This is a genomic window from Bradyrhizobium forestalis (assembly GCF_002795245.1).
Lineage (GTDB): Bacteria > Pseudomonadota > Alphaproteobacteria > Rhizobiales > Xanthobacteraceae > Bradyrhizobium > Bradyrhizobium forestalis.
This window is the reverse complement of sequence record NZ_PGVG01000054.1, coordinates 1-18,746: the sequence shown is the minus strand read 5'-3', so window position 1 is coordinate 18,746 and position 18,746 is coordinate 1. Positions and strand designations below refer to the sequence as shown.

General features: G+C 58.4%; 9 protein-coding genes. 6 read left to right on the top strand and 3 right to left on the bottom strand.

Going from position 1 to position 18,746, the window contains the following annotated elements:
* Positions 1–677 precede the first annotated feature (677 nt).
* From CVM73_RS35165 to CVM73_RS35145, 5 genes are all read left to right on the top strand, one after another.
* Entirely contained in the window at positions 678–3,530 is a 2,853-nt protein-coding gene (locus tag CVM73_RS35165) for a TrlF family AAA-like ATPase (RefSeq protein WP_347338477.1), read from the top strand.
* A 378-nt stretch (positions 3,531–3,908) separates the two neighbouring features.
* The gene (locus tag CVM73_RS35160) at positions 3,909–6,224 is read left to right on the top strand and encodes an AAA family ATPase (RefSeq protein ID WP_245452517.1); all 2,316 of its coding nucleotides are present in this window, start codon (positions 3,909–3,911) and stop codon (positions 6,222–6,224) included.
* Complete coding sequence (locus tag CVM73_RS35155; RefSeq protein WP_100236351.1) at positions 6,221–6,871, top strand: 4Fe-4S single cluster domain-containing protein; 651 nt, start codon at positions 6,221–6,223, stop codon at positions 6,869–6,871. The genes CVM73_RS35160 and CVM73_RS35155 overlap by 4 nt, the downstream gene beginning before the upstream one ends.
* A gap of 331 nt (positions 6,872–7,202) precedes the next feature.
* Complete coding sequence (locus tag CVM73_RS35150) at positions 7,203–13,154, top strand: AAA domain-containing protein (protein WP_245452516.1); 5,952 nt, start codon at positions 7,203–7,205, stop codon at positions 13,152–13,154.
* Positions 13,151–14,518 (top strand): hypothetical protein, encoded by a 1,368-nt coding sequence (locus CVM73_RS35145; protein WP_100236350.1) that lies wholly within the window; start codon positions 13,151–13,153, stop codon positions 14,516–14,518. The genes CVM73_RS35150 and CVM73_RS35145 overlap by 4 nt, the downstream gene beginning before the upstream one ends.
* Positions 14,519–14,912: 394 nt before the next feature.
* Here CVM73_RS35145 and CVM73_RS39465 read toward each other — a convergent pair whose 3' ends face one another.
* Both CVM73_RS39465 and CVM73_RS35140 read right to left on the bottom strand, forming a co-directional pair.
* Positions 14,913–15,167, bottom strand: coding sequence for a hypothetical protein (locus CVM73_RS39465; protein ID WP_146006711.1), 255 nt, complete (start codon positions 15,165–15,167; stop codon positions 14,913–14,915).
* Positions 15,168–15,203: 36 nt separating this feature from the next.
* Complete coding sequence (locus CVM73_RS35140) at positions 15,204–16,004, bottom strand: hypothetical protein (protein WP_245452515.1); 801 nt, start codon at positions 16,002–16,004, stop codon at positions 15,204–15,206.
* Positions 16,005–17,734: 1,730 nt separating this feature from the next.
* Here CVM73_RS35140 and CVM73_RS35130 point away from each other — a divergent pair.
* The gene (locus CVM73_RS35130; RefSeq protein ID WP_100236347.1) at positions 17,735–18,121 is read left to right on the top strand and encodes a hypothetical protein; all 387 of its coding nucleotides are present in this window, start codon (positions 17,735–17,737) and stop codon (positions 18,119–18,121) included.
* Positions 18,122–18,514: 393 nt separating this feature from the next.
* Here CVM73_RS35130 and CVM73_RS40760 read toward each other — a convergent pair.
* Positions 18,515–18,746 (bottom strand): hypothetical protein (locus CVM73_RS40760; protein ID WP_208639279.1); only part of this gene is annotated, 232 nt, incomplete at its 5' end.

Genomic DNA, 18,746 nt, shown 5'->3' with positions numbered 1-18,746 from the left:
CAGGCTCTGTGGTGCGAGGGGAGAACCGCACGGCCTGAGCGCCCTCGCTAGGCGTCACGAAAACGAAGCCGTCGCCCCATTGCGAGTTCGGCACCGACTGCTGCGCGCCGGAATCAGCCGGAATACGCTGCACGAAAAAAGGAAAGCCAGACCCGTCGCGGCGCATTGGCCGAACAACCCTGAACAGCAATGTTACACCCCATTGCTACACAGTCGGGGGCCAAAGCAACAAGGGCTTATCTATGTGGATTTGTTTGCAATCCAGAAATGTATGGTGTCCAAGAAAGGACTGCCCTTTGGTGCTTCAGATCAAAATTAAGAGCCACGTGACTATCGATAAGGTTCGACCTCGCAGAGCTTTTGAATGTCAATCGCAGCCCGCCGGCTGAGCTTTTCAGAACAATCCATTAAATCACGTCGCGTGCAGGTACTGACATTGGTACGATTCGAACGAGAGTGACGCGCGGCGATTTCAGCCGCGAAATTGAAAGCGCACTTTGTACGATACGGACAGACCTATCACTTTTATGGACTAACGTTTTGGCCAATGCTCCCGCGGGAAAATTGTGTCGGCCCAGCTTGGCAGGATGCAGGTTGGTGCAATGGATTAGTTCGCTAGGTATGTTGCATTGACGCACATGCTCGGCAAGTTTGGCCCGCGAAGAAAGACGCAGGAAATGATTTACGAGGTGGGGCTACATCTAGGTACGACGTGGCATAAGTGCGATTTCCAATGCCACACGCCACGCGACCGGGCGTGGAGCGGTTCACCCGATCTGCCTGGTGGCGAGGACGCGGCGGAGCTCGCACGACGGGCATGGGCCGAGGAATTTATACGGGCAGCTGAAGCGGCCCGGCTGCAGGCCGTGGCTATCTCTGATCATCACGATATTTGCCTGTCGGCGTATGCGTTGGAGGCAGCAGCACGACTGCAATCTAATGTTCTTGTCTTCCCGGCTGTGGAGATCACATGCTCCGACAACGCCCAATGCATCGTCATCTTCGATCCAAGCGCAACCGTAGACACACAGAAACTTGCGCTCGGCGCCGCCGGCAACATTCTCATGGCGCCAGCTTCTGATGCGAAAACATGCGACATTCTGCCCGCGCGAGAAACCGTGTCCGGCTTTGTTGAGGCAGTCCAAAGCGAGCAACATTTACGCGATACCAGCGTGATCTTGCCTCATTTCAGTATGGAAGAGGATCATAAGACTCTTAATGAGCAGGGTCACCATCCCCGCTTCGCCAACCTCCCGATTGACGGCGTCTATATCGAGCGCGCCTACAGCTCCTTGGATCTAACAACCGTTGAGAAAATACGCGGCAAAATCCACGATTGGGGGAAGCGACGGCGCGCCATGCTAGCGACGGGCGACAACCGAACGGCCGACTGGAGTCGCCTGGGAGTTAACGATTGCTGGATCAAACTGGGCGAACACTCGATTGAAGCGCTCCGACAAGCATTGCTTGCTGACGAAGCCAGAATCGCTTTTGAACCGCCGACGTGCCCCACGGAATACCTGGTCGAACTTCGAGTGAAGAGCAGTCTCACCGGTCCTGCAGCCGTGACAATCGTCTTCAACGACGGCTTCAATGCCATCATCGGCGGGCGTGGCTCCGGTAAAAGCGCCTTCCTAGAATACCTGCGCTTCGGTTTGGGTCGTACTGACAAGGATTTCAATGCAAAGCTTGATCCCGAGCAAAGCCGCGAAGCCAAGCTCATCAGCGAAACCTTGGCGGGCGACGGTTACGTCGAGGTCGTCCTCGAGCGCGAAGGCGTCAGAGAGACGTGGCGGAGAGTCCTTTCGAATAGTGAGATCATAACGGTTACTGTGGGGGAGCGGACGCTTGAACTGACAACGAGCGCCGCGCGTGAGAGGTTCCGATCAAGAGCATTCAGGCAGAAAGGTCTCTCAAGCACGATGAATGATCCGGCTACTGCGTCGGATCAGATCACAAATATCGCCGCGGCCGAAGAGATAGACCAGCGGCGGAGCATCGACCGGGACATTGAAAACACGCAACGGAGCGTCGGCGCGGCCCTTATTAATCTGGTGGCGCTTTGGAAGTCCCGGGTCGACCTCAGACAGACGACCGAGAAGGTGGAGGATCTCAGGGCACGGATTGCTGCGCTGACTAAACGGCTTGAGGAGGAAGGCCTGTCGGCAGCGGCCTTACGGACGATTGAGGAAAGTCCGAAGTACGGACGTGCAGGCGAGTACATAGCAACAGTGGGCAGCCAGGCAGAGCACGCAAGTGCACAACTCGGCGAGCTTGAGGCAATCGCTGTGACCGCCGAAGCAGCAGCATACGAGGGTGCCGCCGATTTCGAAGAAGTTAGGGAATTGCAAGAAGCCGTCGTTGAGGCGAAATCTATGCTGACGTCCTCGCTTTCGTCAGCGCGGGCAGCTCTCGAGCTACTTGCTACCAAACAAAATGATGCCAAAGGCCGCTTCGCTGCTAAGCGAGATGCTTTCATGTTGACGTACACCGCCGCGGTCGAGGAGCAGAGCAAACACAGCAATTTTGTCGATGAGGTCGCTCGCCTAAATACCGAACTCCAAACCGCGGAGGCGTCGCAGGCAAAGGCGAGGAGCGCTGGCCAGACCCATGTCCACGCCGAAAGGAACTACCGGGACGCGCTCGAGAGTTTAGACGGGTTAATCGAACGGCGGCGAGCGATCTTGAAGGCAGCAGCCGACAAGGTTGCGGGAAGATCAAGCAATATGTTGAAAGCCCGACTAAAGAAGGATCGCATGCCGGCGCAATATCGCGCTGCCCTGTACAAGCTCTTTGAGGGTTCAGGCACCCAATCAGTTGAGGAAAGCTGCACGGATTGGATTAGGGCTATCCTCGAGGCAGACGAAAGTAAAGGCTGGGCGAAACTGCGACAGCGGTTCTTGGACCTGTATGAGGCCAAAATCATGGCCGGGTCACCGCCCGAGGCAAGCGATGGATTGCTCTCCTCGCTGCAGGCAATCATTTTCAACGGCGCGCGGCAACTGACGGATCGTCAGCGTAAACGCATCTATCAAAGTCTGGCGGATCCCGTCGTTGCAGGAATAGTGGCCGCGGTGCCGAATGACGCCATCAACATGTCCTATGTTGATGACGGTAGACCGATAGATTTCAAAATGGCTTCGCCTGGTCAGCAGGCATCAGCTCTATTGGAGCTATTGCTCAAGCAGTCTGCGGGGACTCTGATTATCGATCAGCCGGAAGACGACCTTGACAACCGCGTGATCATGCGAATCGTTGAGCTGTTACGAACCTCGAAATCGACCCGTCAGCTCATATTCACCACGCACAATGCCAACATCGTCGTCAACGGGGATGCCGATAAGATCGTCGCACTAAAGTCTCCTGAACCCTCGTCAATGCCCAACAACAACGCCCCTCGCGTGCAGCTCGATTGCGACGGGGCGATCGAGACGCCTGCGGTCAGCGCGACTATAACATCGATCATGGAGGGCGGACGGGAAGCTTTTGATCTTAGGAGCCGCAAATACCGATTTGATCTGTATTCGTGAAATGTCGAACTCGCCCGTAGCTACAAGCCTACTTATTGGCAGTTCGCTCCAAGTTCCCTGAACGCGAGGCGCCACAAGGAAGTGCAAGCTGACCATGTCCCTCCTGATCAGCAGGCGCCGCTTGCCTGTTGTGACTGCTCATTGCCTGCGAACCAGTAGTCGTGCTCGGCCTCATCGGTTTGCCCCGATGCAGATATAGGTATTGCGTTCCGTTGAACGGGGCAGTCATTTGATCGGAAACGAATGCGTCACGGCTCATGGTGCTGGGCCCTTGCGGTCACGCGAGGTCGGAGCTTTTGGCGCGACGAAGCAGATTCATCCTAGATCCGCCGGCGTCTCCGGCGTGCCGATGCACACGTCCTTGGTCGCGACTGATTTGTGACCGCGCTGAACTCCCAGAATTCGGCAATACAATTCTCATTCGCGGTCGATTGGGACCTGCCAGCAGGGGCCACGACCGCGCGTTTCGGCAAGGACCTGGGACCGAGCACAAATCCCGCAATCGATGAGCAAGGAAAAAATCGGACCAAGAAGCACATAGTTATCGAAAGGGCCTGCCGATCGCAAAAAGTGGAAGCCCAACAGCTGTTCGATGCGGCTCGGCGGGCGACCGATGGACCCAATCCGCGACCGAAGTTCCCTGGTTGGGAGTGGAGCTTCCACGAAGGCGACCTGCTTCTGAACGCGCGGCGCGCTCGTCACGTCCGCCTGATGCGCCGGATGTCCCCTTCCGACCTCGATCGAACCGTCCCTCTCGTTCCTTTCGCCTTATCCCATTTCCCTATGGATTCTTGGGAAATACCCTCGAAATCGGCGAGTAGGATAGCTTATAGTCGCGTCATACGCGTACAAGGGGGCTTCTCGGTGCAGGACCGTTCGGTGGAAAGAGCCAGATGGCTCCGCGATTTGTTGCGCTTTTTGCCTCTGCGCAGCCAATTCGTGCTCTCCGGCAATACGCGGGACCTTCAGATCCACGAGGTCGGTCCGGGTGAGGTGACCGCAGCGCCGTTATCGAGGGTTCTGCCGGACGTTTTAAAGGCAGCTGGTTATGGGCGGATCGCATGGTTCGATCTTATGAACGGATTTCGGGACATTGAGCCGGCCGACGGAAGCTACCTCACTCAACTGGGTCTAGTGCCGACTGCTGGCACAGCGGCGGGCGGAATCGATCTGTTATCGACGACGCTCGAACGGCACGTCATGGCTGAAGGCCAGCCCTCCGCCCTTGTCGTCGACTTTGCCTCAAGACTGATCGCTCGAAACGAGGCCTTATCACCTGCCGAGCACCAGCTTTTCGCCCGGGCGCTGATCCTGTCTCATGCGGCGCGGCCGCGTCCGGCGGGCGATAAGCGGCTGCCCTTCTTCAATACGGTCGTCTGGATCGTCGACAAGGAGGGTGACCTGCCCGATTGGTTCCTGATCGGAAACCCGAAGATCAGACACGTGCTCATCGGGCGACCGGATCATCTTTCGAGAAGGAGCATGATCCGCTCCCTTGTCCGAAGTCTGCCTGGCGCGCAGAACGCGGACCAATCTGAGCTAGAAAAGTGTACTCAAGGATTCGTGGACGAGACTGAAGGCCTTCTGTTGCTCGACGTCAGCGCGGTCGCGCAACTCGCCCGCACCGAAGGCGTGCAGGTCGATCGGATCGGGGATGCGGTGCGGCGCTTCAAGGTAGGCGTGACTGAGGATCCCTGGCGCAAGATCAGTCGCGACAAGATCACCTCAGGTGAAGAATTCGTCAGACGCCGCGTCAAGGGACAGTCTCACGCAGTCACGCATATGCTCGATATCGTCAAGCGCGCTGTGACCGGGATCGGACAATCGCCGCGCGGCGGCCGGCCAAGAGGTGTCGTCTTTCTTGCCGGGCCGACCGGTGTCGGCAAGACGGAACTCGCCAAGACCATCACCAGTCTGCTCTTCGGCGATGAATCTGCGTATATCCGCTTCGACATGTCGGAGTTCAGTGCCGAGCACTCGGACCAGCGGCTGATCGGTGCACCGCCCGGCTATGTCGGGTATGACGTCGGAGGCGAGCTCACGAACGCGATCCGTGAAAAGCCGTTCAGCGTCGTGCTGTTCGATGAGATCGAGAAGGCGCATCCGAGGATTCTCGACAAATTCCTGCAGGTCCTCGACGACGGCGTCCTCACCTCGGGACGAGGGGATCGTGTCTATTTCTCCGAATCGTTCATTGTTTTCACCTCAAATTTGGGCATCTACGTACCCGGGCCATCTGGTGAGAGAATTGCCAACGTCACACCCGAAGAGACCTTCGAAGCCGTGCGGAGAAAGGTCCGAAGCGAGATCGAAAAGCACTTCAAACAGGTCCTCAACCGGCCCGAGATATTGAACCGGATCGGAGAGAACGTCATCGTTTTCGACTTCATCCGGACCGAGGTCGCAAACGAGATTTTCGATCAGATGGTCGACAATCTGCTCAAGGACGTCAGCTCGCGGGGTTATGACGTGACGTTGACCGGAGCTGCCCGGGAGGTCCTTCGCGGCCTGTGCCTTTCTGATCTTTCAAACGGCGGCCGCGGCATCCGCAATCAGGTTGAATTTCACCTTATCAACCCACTGTCGCGCAGTCTCTTCGATCGCGGAGCGGAAGCCGGACACAGATACAGGATTGAAGAGATTCGCCCTGGGCCATCGACCACGATCGATCTCGTGAGCGAGCATTCCCCATGAGGATGGTCAATCTGTCGCGCATCCATTTCCCGGTGACAACGTTGGGGCCGGGGCGCAGGATCGGGATCTGGCTTCAAGGCTGTTCGATCCGCTGTCCAGGATGCATCTCCATGGACACCTGGGCGCACGGACGAGGAACGACGACCGTAGAGGAAGTCGTCGAGGCAGTCTCGCCGTGGCTTTCGACCGCCGACGGGATCACGATTTCGGGTGGCGAGCCCTTCGATCAGCGCGAGGCTTTGTTCGATCTTTTGGCGCGGCTTAGAACTCGAACGAAGGCGGACATCCTGGTCTTTACCGGCTACCCGTTGACTGCGATCTCTGAAGCGCTAGCCACATCGCCATCTCTGATCGACGCGGTCGTTTCCGGACCGTTCGATATCGATGAAAAGCAAACCCTCGCGCTTCGTGGCAGCGACAATCAGGAGCTGCACCTCATGACGGCCCTGGGCCGTGCTCGGTTCGCGAGTTTCGACCGGCCGATCGACGATAAAGACCGCACCTTCGACGTCATGTTCGACGATAATGGCGACGTCTGGCTTGCGGGCATTCCGGCTCGCGGCGACTTCCGCCGCCTGCGAAATATGCTCGAAAGCGGCGGATCGACGCTGAGAATTTCGGAAGATACACGTTTCCCCTCTATTTAGAATTTTGCTGATGATCAGACTTTGTCCGAACTGCAATACCGAACGCCCTGTCAGCGAGATCTTTTGTGAAGGCACGTTGAACGGCCAAACCTGCGGCTGGGACCTGTCGGCGATCGATATAACGCCGGCTGGATCGGCGAGACCAAGGCCAAATCCAGCTGTAATTCCTGTTCCGAGCGCTCCGACCTGTCGAAACGGTCATCAGGGCTCTCCTGGCGACCTGATCTGCAGCCTATGCGGCGAGCCGACCATCGAAGGGGATGAGGCGCCCTCACCGACCGAGCCCACTCCGACACCACAGCCCGCGCCGGCCCCCGGCCACGAAACGGTCGTGGACGGTTGGCATCTGCAGGATCGGATCGCCTCATCCAGCACAGTTCGCGAGCGCTTCGTCGCCACGCGCGCCTCAGACGGACAGCGAGGAATACTCACGCTTTACGCTATAGGCTCGGAACCGGACCAAGCGATCTACGATTTGCTCTTAAAGCTTCCTCGAGATCACGTCCCGGAATTCTTCGCAACCGGTCGCTGGCAAGACCGCGCCTACGAGGTCGCGGAGGAATTCAAGGGCGGCACTCTGGCGGATTTTGCCGTCGATCCAGGTGATCCGGCGTCTCTTGCAACATTGGTCGGCGAACTCGCCAAGGCCGTTCACGCTCTCACCGAAGCCGGCTTGCGACATAGGGATCTGCGGCCGTCCGTGGTCTTCGTGCGGTCAAACGAGCCACTTGACCTCGTCGTCGGAGGCTTCGGCTCGGCACGGCTCTCCGAATTCGACCTCGATATCGTGTCTCCGCTTGAAACCACTCGCTATATGGCGCCCGAGGCGATCGCCGGCGGCGTCGCGCCGGCTTCCGACTGGTGGAGCATGGGGATGATCTTGTTGGAGAAGATCACCCAAGGCGCCTGCTTCGCAGGCATCAACGAGCAGGCCTTTCTGATCCACATTCTCACCAACGGCGTACACCTCCCCGAAAGTCTGGATGAGCGGATCAACACGTTGCTGCGTGGCCTGTTGGCGCGTGACAGGCGTCAGCGCTGGCAGTGGAAGGAAGTTCAGGCGTGGCTGCGCGGAGAAAGCGTATCAGCGCCAGGGGCCGATACAGCGGGTGACATAGAGGGCCGGAGCTCGATTTCGCTGGGCGGCAAAGAATATCGATCTGCAAACATGTTCGCATTGGCAGCGGCGGAAGCTGCGAACTGGGACCAAGCCAAGGCGCTTGTCCTCAGAGGCGCCGTTGCAAGCTGGACTTCGGAGGCCGGCTTCGAAGCGGCTGTTGCGGCAGGTCTTCGGCAAATTCTCCGGACTGAGGACCTTCAGGAGGATTTGAAGCTTTCCATCTCCCTTAAAACCCTCAATCCGTCGATGCCTCTGATCGTCAGAGGCAATATTGTCACACCCGGTTGGCTGCTCGACCACCCGAGCGACGGTTACAGTCTGATCACAGGTCCTGCACCCGACCTGCTGCGGAAGATTGATCCGGACGATTGGCTCTGGCGCCTGAAGGTCCGCTCGGACACGGTTCGTAAACGACTGGATCAACTCGAAATCGCGGTCGACGAGGATGCTCTGCGCGTTCACCTGCTGTCGACCTCTATGGCGCGCCTCGCCGCGCTCTGGGAAGAACGGCGAAAATTTTTCCCCGATACCGACCATGCCGGCGTAGCAGCGCTCTCTGAGCGCCGCATTTCGGCGGAAGAAGACCTCGTCATCCTGCTCAGCGCGACCTCGAACCAGTTCCGCTCGGTCGCCGAGGTCATCGAAGAAGCAGAAAAGGAAGCGTCGACGGCCGGGCTCGGCAACTTTTCAACAGAGGAGGCGGCAACGCTCCTCGGCCGCCCACGTCGCGAGATCTACCAGGCGATCGACGAGCGCATTCAAAACTTCGCCAGATGCGGCATCAAGGAGGTCGACGAGTGGGCGGACCAGTTTCGCCTGGACAGACGGATGCCCTTAGGGCGCGCGCTCGCCCTGCTTTGTGTGCCCGCCGAGACGTGGAGAGCGCTTCCGAAGCAAGGCTATGTGTCGACGATCTTGGACTTCTTCGCCAAGCGGATTTCAGGTGGCGTGTTGCGCGGACCGCTGACGCGCATGCTGATTGGCAAATCGGCCAGGATCGACCTCAGCGAGCTCGATACATCCAGAGTGCCGGCAGCTGAGATTCTCGAGCAACTGCTTGGTCGTACGAACCGGACCGTGAACGTCGATCCGGCGGCTTTCGCCGATGATGACGGGCTTGAGCGAAGGTTGCGCTCCTTGCACTCCCATGCATTGCTCTACAGGCGCGATACCGGCATCGATGGCCTGTTCATGGGATTTCCGTTCTTGATCATGCGCGATCATCGGCCGAACGCGAGACCGCGGATTGCGCCGGTCCTGCTGTGGCCGGTGCGCGTCAATCCGGAGGTCGGAAACCGCGGTCATGTCTCTTTAGGTTATGGGCGCGAGAGAAATCCCGATATCGAGATCGAGCATGTTCTCGTCAATCCCGCCCTCGAAGGAATGGTCGGCATTCCCGAGGCGAGACGTTGGCAGGAAGCGGCCAACGAGCTCCTGACCCATGCAAGCTTGTCCGTCCAGGCGGTGATGGACGCCTTCAGCCGATTGGCCAAGCCTATCGGCATCGAGTTGATTGCGCTTCCCGGCAAGGATGTCGAAGTCGGCGCGCAAGAGCGGCAGCTGGTGCCAGCAGCCGTGCTGTTCCATTTGGCCTTCATGGGCCAGGCGGTGATGAAGGATCTCGAGACCCTCCGGGGCTTGCCGCCGACGGCCACGGCACTCGAGGCCGCCCTGCGGCTGAACGAACAGCAGGCGGCGCCTTCGGCATCCCCTCCGGTGAAAGAGGCCGACCGGTATTTTACTGCAGATAGTGATCCCTCGCAGGAAGCCGCCGTCCTCGAAGCACGTCAGGCTCCGGGACTAGTGATAGAAGGACCTCCCGGAACCGGCAAGAGCCAGACCATCGTCAACATGGTCGCGGACGCCATCGGCACGGGAAAATCGCTCCTTGTGATCTGCCAGAAACAAGCCGCTCTCGAGGTGGTCCGCAAGCGCCTGGATAAGGAACGCCTGACGGATCGCTTCGTCATGATCACCGATGCCCATCGCGACCGTGAGCCGATCGTCGGCGCAATCCGTTCGCAGGTCCAGGCTTTGCACAACCTGTCTCCCGGGGGGTCTCCCGCCTGGAAGCGAGAGCGCGATCGCCTCGCGGCTCGCATCGAGACGCTCGAGACGGAGCTGGATCGTCGCCAGGTTGCACTTCATTCGCAGGATGATCGAACCGGATTGTCCTATCGAGCGCTGCTCGGCGAACTGCTCGAGATCGAAGAAGGCAGCCCGAAACCCATTGACGCTCCTGAAATCCGCCCGTTGCTGGCAGATCTACATCCCGCGGACGTGGCGAGGATCGAGGAGAATTGCGGCCCGCTCGCGAAATTCTGGCTTCCGTCGAAATTTGAAGACAATCCTCTGTCCGCCCTCAAGCCGTTCAATCCCGATCGAGGAACCGCGGCCGCGCTGGCCTTGCACCTGCAGGCATTTTTGCAAGCCGACGCGCGGCGGGAGCAGACCGACGATGAAACGGCGGATTGTCTAAAAATATCGGATGCGGCGGAATTTCGGGCTTGGCTCGCCGAAGCGGCTGAGCTCCGCTCGATCAGCGATTCGGTCTGCGCAAATCTCGCTCGATTGCGGCCGCTGTTTCGGAACGTCGAGGATGGGACATCGGAAGCTGCGCGCATTCTCGAGGGCCTATCAGCGATGAAAGAAATTTTCTCATCGCTCGACGGCCCTTCCTACAAAACGAACTTTTGCTCCAAGCTTATCGCCTTCAATGAGGAAGAGCTCTGCTCTGCCGGGGAACTCGCGGGCCAAGTTCGCTTGCCGGCAAGCGCCCTCCAATGGCTCAACCCGCTCCATTGGCTGCGAACGCGCCGTGTACGCCAGCTCCTTGCGTCATTGGAGCTCCCGCAAGATAACGACGCCATCAGCTCGTTGTATTATGCGGTCGAGCTCGAATTGGCCATACGCCAGCCAAGGCACGAACTCGAGCAATATTTCACGGTCCTGTTCGGCCGTGCGCCCAATCTGGATTTGTCGCCCGGTAAGCTCGCCGATTTCGCCGAGCGCCTCGGCTCGTTCCTCAATGGTCTGGGAGGCCACAATTTGCTCATCGATCGGTGCCCGGACCGGCTTGAGCTCGAGAGAGCGCTCTCGGTCGGAACGACCGAGGAGCTCGGCACGTTCTTTGAGGGGGCTGAACTCGCGCTCAGAAGGCATCACACGCGAGAGGAAAGCCGCGCCGCATTGGACCGGCTCAGGACCTATTTCGACGAACTGTGGCTCGGATCGAGACGCTCGGCGATTGAGAATGGTCGCTCTAATGCGAGCGCCATCGACCAGATCGTGCAAGCTCTGCCGATGCTGAGCAGCTACCAGGAATATCGACTTCGCTCTTCGCGCCTGGACGACAAGGAGCGCGCCATCTTCGCAACACTCAGGTCGAGGGAGTCCGAGCTTTCGGAACTGGCTTCCGAAGACCTCGACACCTGCATTCGCGCCACTATAGGCCGCGAGGCGCGTTTGGCGTGGAAGGCCGATATGGAGGGTGCAAATCCTGACGTCTTGTTCGACGCCGACCAGTTAGATGCGAAGGTAAAATCGCTCGCGGAATCCGACGCGCAGATCCGGCAGTACAACCGGGATCTTCTCGTCCAAGGTATCGATGCAGCAAAAGTGCGTCCGAGCGGCGAGTGGGACGTGATCACCAGGCTGCGTGGCCCAAGAGCGCTAAGATTGCGCGAATTCATCGATCGCGGTGCTCCGCTCGGTCTATTCGCGCTCCGGCCAGTCTGGCTCATGACGCCAGATGTCGCGAGCCGCGTGCTGCAACCTCGCGCGGGGCTCTTCGATACCGTCATCTTCGACGAGGCTTCGCAGATGCCCGTTGAGTATGCGCTGCCCTCCCTGTTCCGCAGCAGGCTCGTCGTCGTCAGCGGCGACGAAAAGCAGATGCCGCCGACCTCTTTCTTCGCCAGCAAGGTCGAGAACGACGAAGCGGCAATATTCGACGGTGAAGAACCTGAAGAAGGAGCCAGCGAGGAGGAACGCGAAGCCTTCGCGGAGACGTGGAATCGCAGAGAGATCAAGGATTGTCCCGACCTCCTCCAACTCGCCCGCTCCGTACTTCGGACCCGTACTCTGCAAGTGCACTATCGTTCGAAATATCGAGAGCTGATATCATTCTCGAACGCATCGTTCTACGCCAACGGCCTTAGCGTCCCCGTTCGCCATCCCGTAGAGACAATCCGCAGGCTCAAGCCGATCGAAGTCGTGCGCTCGGACGGCACTTACAAGGCCCAGACGAACCAAAAGGAAGCCAGCGATGTCGTACAATACTTATCGGAGCTTTGGGAGGATTCATCGCCGCCGTCGGTCGGTGTCGTCACATTCAACCGCAAGCAGGCCGACGCCATAGAAGATGCTTTGGAAGATCGCGCCGAAAACGATGCAGCGTTCCGAGAGGCATTGATGCGCGAGCGCGAACGTATCGAGCATGGCGAGGACATGGGCTTTTTCGTCAAGAACGTGGAGAACGTGCAAGGCGATGAACGTGACATCATCGTTTTTTCTACGACATTCGGCCGCAACGAACACAGCGTTTTCCGCAAGAGCTTCGGCGCGCTAGGCCACGCCGGCGGCGAGCGCCGCCTGAATGTCGCGGTAACACGTGCGAGAGAAAAGGTGGTCATCGTCACATCCATGCCGATATCAGAGATATCGGACCTGTTGACGAGGCGGAGTGGTCCCAGGGTGCCGCGCGACTATCTGCAAGGCTACCTCGAATATGCCAGGACGGTATCCGATGGTCTTGCAGACTCCGGAAAGACGCTCCTGGACCGGATGGTAACCGAACCACGTCCCCACCACGAAGCTGGACGTCATGAGGACGACGGCTTCACCAGGTCTGTCGAAGCCTTTCTCGAAGCGAATGGCTATAAGCCCAGTCGGGCCCGCGATGGCGGCGCATTCAGCCTTGATTTTGCCGTGACCGATCCCCGGACCGGCCTCTACGCCATAGGCGTGGAATGCGATGCGCCGCGACATCATTTGCTTCAAAGAGCTCGTGCTCGCGAGATCTGGCGTCCTAATGTGTTGGGAAGAGCCGTTCCTTATGTCCATAGAGTTTCCTCGTATGCTTGGACTCATGCTGGAGAAGCCGAACGCCTCCGGCTCAAGAACGCTGTCGAGCACGCGCTCCGTGGGGGAGGATTGCAATGAGCGGACCCAAAGCCTTCAGGATCGTTACCCGAGCCGAGATCATCGCCATCTGCCATCGCAACCTGGCGCGGCTTGACGCGGCGATCGAAAGCTGGACCTCCGCCGGCAAACGCAACGGGACCATTGAGCAGAAGGACGTCGACAAAGTCATAGTCCGGCGAGATGACCTTCGTCGCCTGCTCGAGGCCGATCGTTTCATCGAACTCCAGAAACAGGTTGCCGCCGAGATCGCCTTCCTTCAGGCGGATTCCGAGCGCCGGGTTGAAAGAGCTGCCGAAATGGCGGCCCGTTCGAACCGCGAATTCAGGCGCTCGAAAGCGGCAGCCGAGGCGCTGCTGCAGAGACTGCAAGCTCTGAAAGTCGAAATTCCCGCCGACATTCGAAGCGAGCTCAGTGGCTCGACCGGATCTACCGAGCGCTTGGAAACGGCCATGGCAAAAGCGCTGCTGCTGCTTCCTTTTCAGGCGGCACAGGATAGCGCGACAGACCGCCAACGCGAGCTTGCTACTCGCTTGGGCGCGGGCGAGCGCCCTGACACCCTGCGGGACTGGATTGCCGGGCAAGCTCAGGAGGTGGAGGATCCCGCCTTGGGCCGCGTCGATGCTCTTCTCGGCGAGTTGCGTGGGCTTGGCATCGATCCCTCCACATTCTCGGACCGTGTCGCGCACTTGGAAGCAGAGCCTCCGGCTCGAAGATCGCTTATCGCAGATAGCCTTCTGTTGGACCTGGCCGCGGCCGTGAAGGATGGCCGCGCCAACGCCCGACTAGCGGACGAACTTCGGGCGCGACGCGCCGAGCTTTCCGTGATGAAGTCAGCGGAGGCTACCTCGCTGCTGACCGAAATCGAGGAAGCCCTCGCCTCCCCATCGCCCAGCAATGGGCAAGACCTCGTCAAACGCACCGACCTTCTCATCGAGGAAGAATTCAAGGCGATGGCCGCGGCGGAGCGCAGGCGCGCGGTGCTCGAAGGTCTTGCCGGCCTGGGATACGAGGTGTCCGAGGGAATGGCGACGGCCTGGGTCCAGAACGGCCACATCGTCCTGCGTAACGCAGCCAATCCTGGCTATGGAGTAGAGCTCTTGGGCGCATCGAGATCTGATCTCCTCCAGGTGCGGGTCGTCGGTATCGGCAGCCTGGCCGAAGCTCGCGACTCCAACCGTGATCGTGACATGGAAACGATCTGGTGCGGTGAGTTCGACCGCCTGAGAGCGTTGGTCGCTAAAGCAGGTGGGCACTTTGCAATGGAATTCGCAAGGCCGGCCGGTCAATTTCCGCTCAAGATCGTATCAGCTCCGGATGTAAGCCACGGAGCGGAAATTGTTGAAAGTTCATATCGAGCACGATCAATCAACCCGCCCAATTAGCAATTCACAAGAACCCAACTACGAATCTAACAGAGATTACCTCGCAGATGTCCGTGAAGATCACACAGCCAAAAGTATTTCTTTCGTCAGTCGAGAGCTGTTGCAGCGACTCAGACTGTCTATTTGCCCCGCGCACAAATTTCTGAGCGATGGTTTCGATTACGTCCTGTCGATATCGGGGGCATAGTGAGATCGAGTACGCTGCGACGAAGAGTTGATTTCAGGACCGAAGGACCAGCATCCGTCCGGAATAAAATGGCAGGATCGCTTCGCTAAAGCCACGATCAATGACTTGCAAAACTGGGCCTTCAGCGCGCGAATATTTCCGGACCATGAGCTCGCTCGGTTTTGAGCTTGATACAGCGCCTCCGGCAGTCCGATCACACGGTGCGCCTCAACCGTTGCGGATCTCTGCTGGCACCTCATTGGCGCTTACCTCGTGGCAGTTGCCGTAGGTGCAGTCTGATCGAAGCGAGCATTCCAGCCACGACCCATCAGCTTGCCTTAGCCACTTGAGCGGCGGCTTATTACAACGCGCAACTCGGTCAGCCAGAGCATTCGTTGCCGGATCATCCGACAGAGAGTCCAATACAACTTCCGCGCTGGCTTTTCTTGCTTTGACCGCGCGCTTTTTCGTTTTCTTGCCCATTATAATCCTCCGAGTGAAGGTCTACATCTATGGAGTCTATTGGCCCAGGGCGCTCTTGAAGCCCGTCGTAATGCCGCTGGTCAGCTGAGAAGCAATATGTGTACTTTCGCCGATTGGGATTAGGAAATTTCCGCTCTGCGTTTTATCCAGCGGCGCGAAGGTCACCACCAGGTCATGCTTGCGATTGCGCAAAGCCGACAGCAAGTTGCCGCTTTGGTTGAAAGTCGCTCTCACGAGCTTCCATGCAGGAGTAATGCTTCCGCTAGTATCAATTTCGAAAGTTACTTGATGGGAAAGAACATTTTGCTTAGCGACGCTCGCGATTTGCCCTGTCGCGACACCGTTGACCATCGCGTCGAGCCATTCTGCCAATTTCAGGTCGCTCTGGATTAGTAATGAGTCGGTTGGAGCCGTGGTGTCACGCTCACATCTTCCGTTTGGTCCCAGATAGAGTTCGCTCACTTTGTAATAGAAGTTTACTTTGTCCACACGGGTCGCATCTGCTGATCCATTAAATGCGCCGCTCAAACTGAAGATCGACGAAGTTGGTGAGGGAGGGAACCAAGCAGCTGTCGGATTAGCCGTCGACTTCTCTTCAAGCTGAATAGTGAGGGCGACCTGAGCGCCCCACTTGCGCAAGAAAAGAGCATCGGACGAACCGGCTCTTGCGTTGAGAACCCGGGTGACGGCATCCTCAAGTTCGCAATGAACGCTTCGAACGATGGCCTGCACCAAAGCATTATTGGAGGCGTATGACCCACCGTTAGGAAAATCCCGGATCTCTGGAACGCGTAACCCGCATCCGGCAAGCACACAACCACCGATAAGTGCGATCAAATTGACTCCCGGCCTCAACATTACCAAATCCCCGGGCTTAAAATTCACAGTGTGCAGGTTTCTAAAGGGGCCGAGCGAGCCACTCCGGTCAACCTAACAAAAGCTGGTTGTTATCGAATGCCTTTCCGCCTAAGCGCGCAACTAGCAAAAGTTGAGTTATGGTTTTTTTGCACCGGTTGTTGCGCCTCCGCCACAGCATTGCACGTTGCGGGCAAAGCGCGCGCTGAAATATCGACGCAGTTCGGATCGGATCATCTGTCGCGGATTCGTTGAGGGGCGCAAGGCGCCTTGGCACCAGAAACGCCATCACGGATGCTGGGCGGCGCCGCCGGCACATCGTAGTCAAGCATCTAAGATGGTCGTCGACGGGATCGTAGATGAAGCTCTCGTAGTGATAGAGCGCACGGGGGGCGCTGCGTTAGCGCTCAAATTCTTCAGCCGAACGCGATTTATTGACGGATTTCACCGGCGCTATCGAGCGAACATCTGACCTGATTGGAAATCTCTTCCGATTGGCCACTTCACGGCCGATACACCAACGCCACCGCGAGCCGCCCCATAATCGCCTGGTCAGAAACGAGACCGAGGGTGAAAGGATGATTCTCGAATCGCTCTTCGTACGAATTTCAAGGGACTAGCGTCGTCAGCGGCCGAGGTTTGATGCTTTAAGCAGCGCACCACACTTCGTCAAGATCTTCGCTACGCCATAGGAAACCATAAGCTTTGAATTGCTTGACGGCAGTCTGCCATTTCGCTCGACGAAACGCTCATGCGTTAAGTCCCATCCTGTAACGCAGGACAAAACCACTGGATCAACGTGAAGAACTGCGGCTGAGCCTCTCACCCGTTTGGACACTCCGGCCTGCATTTCGTCCGGGCCCTCACCCTAGAGAGTTCTAGCGCGTTATCCGAATATCGCCTGCGCAAAGTCATTGTGCGAGAGCAGCGCTCCCAAACCGAACAGCACCGTGCCGTCTATCCAGATAAGGATGCCGGTGACATAAACCGATGTGCCGATCCCCAACCTAGCCAGCCAGGCCGCAGAGAGTGCCCACATTGAAGAGGAGGTCGATTACGCCACATAGCAAAACAGCGCTGTTAGAAAGCCCCTCCTGGGAGCCTCACGGCTTCATAGCCGAAACGTCGGCTCCCATTGTTGCCCACGCGTAAAAAGCCCTATCGAACGGCCGCGCCTTCAGTCCTGCCTCGTCGCTCGTTATCGATGAGTGCCGTAACGGTTGCCAGTTCTCGAATTGACATAAGTCCCGCCACGGTGTGATGAGCCGGATCCACCCAAATAGCTGCCGCCATGACTGGTAGTGTGATGTCCGCCGCCATAGCTGACGCGCCCTCCATGTCCTCCGCGTGCGTTTGCTTGTCCTATCACGCCGAGCAGCAACAGACCGGCCGCTATTGCAATCAACTTCATATTTCGTCCGCCCCTTTCGAATGTGGAAGCGTATCCAAGCGCGGCCGATGCGGGATAACAACCTTTGATATCGCGCAAATATGCAGCTTTACGCCGGCAACAGCGGGGGCAGAGCCGTTTTCCGGCGCGAGTAAGGCGCGCGCCGTCGTGCGGGAAACTTCTCGGCCTCAAATGGAGCCGGTGACCTCGTTTGAACGCCCAATCCGATCGAGCAGAAATACCGCAGATGAAGGACCTACTACGCTGATTATCATCATGGCTGCGATGGTAACGTAGCTATGCTAGTTGCTCGGGGCCAACATTGTCATCGCAGGAATTTTCTACCCATTCGACTGCTGCAGCCGATCGGGATCTAATCTTCGTCGTGATCGAGCGTCATCGCGAGCTGTCGGCGCACTACGACGCGGCCTTGTCCGTATCGGCGAAGCTCGATGGGGGAGCCGGGTTTGATGCCGCCGACGAAATCAGCAGTCAAAGGAACGATGCTCTCGCGGAGCATGCGAATGTGCTCATCCGTTCAGCGCCAACTACAATCGCGGGCGTTATTGCTCTGACCCGTTACGTCGGCAGTCTACGAGAGTGGGAGCTTCCCGACGATGATGCGTGGTATGGGGTTTTTTTAGAAATGGTGGCAGACGCGATCGATGGAATCGCCAGGGCGCAGCGTCTTGGGCGAGACGGCGGTTAACATGACGTTCGCTTTCATCTTCCGCGGCATACTTTTCTGGGGAGCCATGGCTGTGCTACTCTATTTCCTATGGAAGGTGCCCTTCTGAAGCCCGACGATGAGGGGCTCGCCCGAGCCACTGTCGAGGCAATGAGGAGCGGCGGCTTTTCAACCACGGTAATCGCCCGCTCCTAAAATATGACTGCGATATTAGTTTCGGTTGCCCTGCCCGAAGCTGATCTGTCCTGAGATCGTCGACCACTAACGCCTTGCGAGCGGCGCGGCAGGCGCGGCTCGATGGACTTCTGCAGGGGGGCATCGCTTGAGCTAGATCTCGATCGACCCGCCGCTGCTTGCCGGCGCGACTGGACAAGCGTCGGCCCTGGGTCGGCGGCCACCATCGCCGGTACGAAGCTAGGTTGATGTTCGGCATCCTTCGGCTCCGGCCGAATCGACCGTCGCCATCGCAGCAGCAATGAGCGCGAAAACGCCATATCGCCGTGCCGTCGCCGCAACCTGGATCGTGTCCCCGGAGGTGGTGTAGCTCGGTAGAGCAAAGCCGCCCGGACGCGCGCCCCCAATAGCGCCGTAGCGGGCGGGCGGCTTTGCGGTGGTCACCGGCAGTTCGCCGGTAGGGTCGGGTTGC

Coding starts and splice junctions, on each gene's coding strand:
- CVM73_RS35165 (WP_347338477.1), top strand. CDS start 678: ATGATTTACGAGGTGGGGCTACATCTAGGTACGACGTGGCATAAGTGC.
- CVM73_RS35155 (WP_100236351.1), top strand. CDS start 6,221: ATGAGGATGGTCAATCTGTCGCGCATCCATTTCCCGGTGACAACGTTG.
- CVM73_RS35145 (WP_100236350.1), top strand. CDS start 13,151: ATGAGCGGACCCAAAGCCTTCAGGATCGTTACCCGAGCCGAGATCATC.
- CVM73_RS39465 (WP_146006711.1), bottom strand. CDS start 15,167: ATGGGCAAGAAAACGAAAAAGCGCGCGGTCAAAGCAAGAAAAGCCAGC.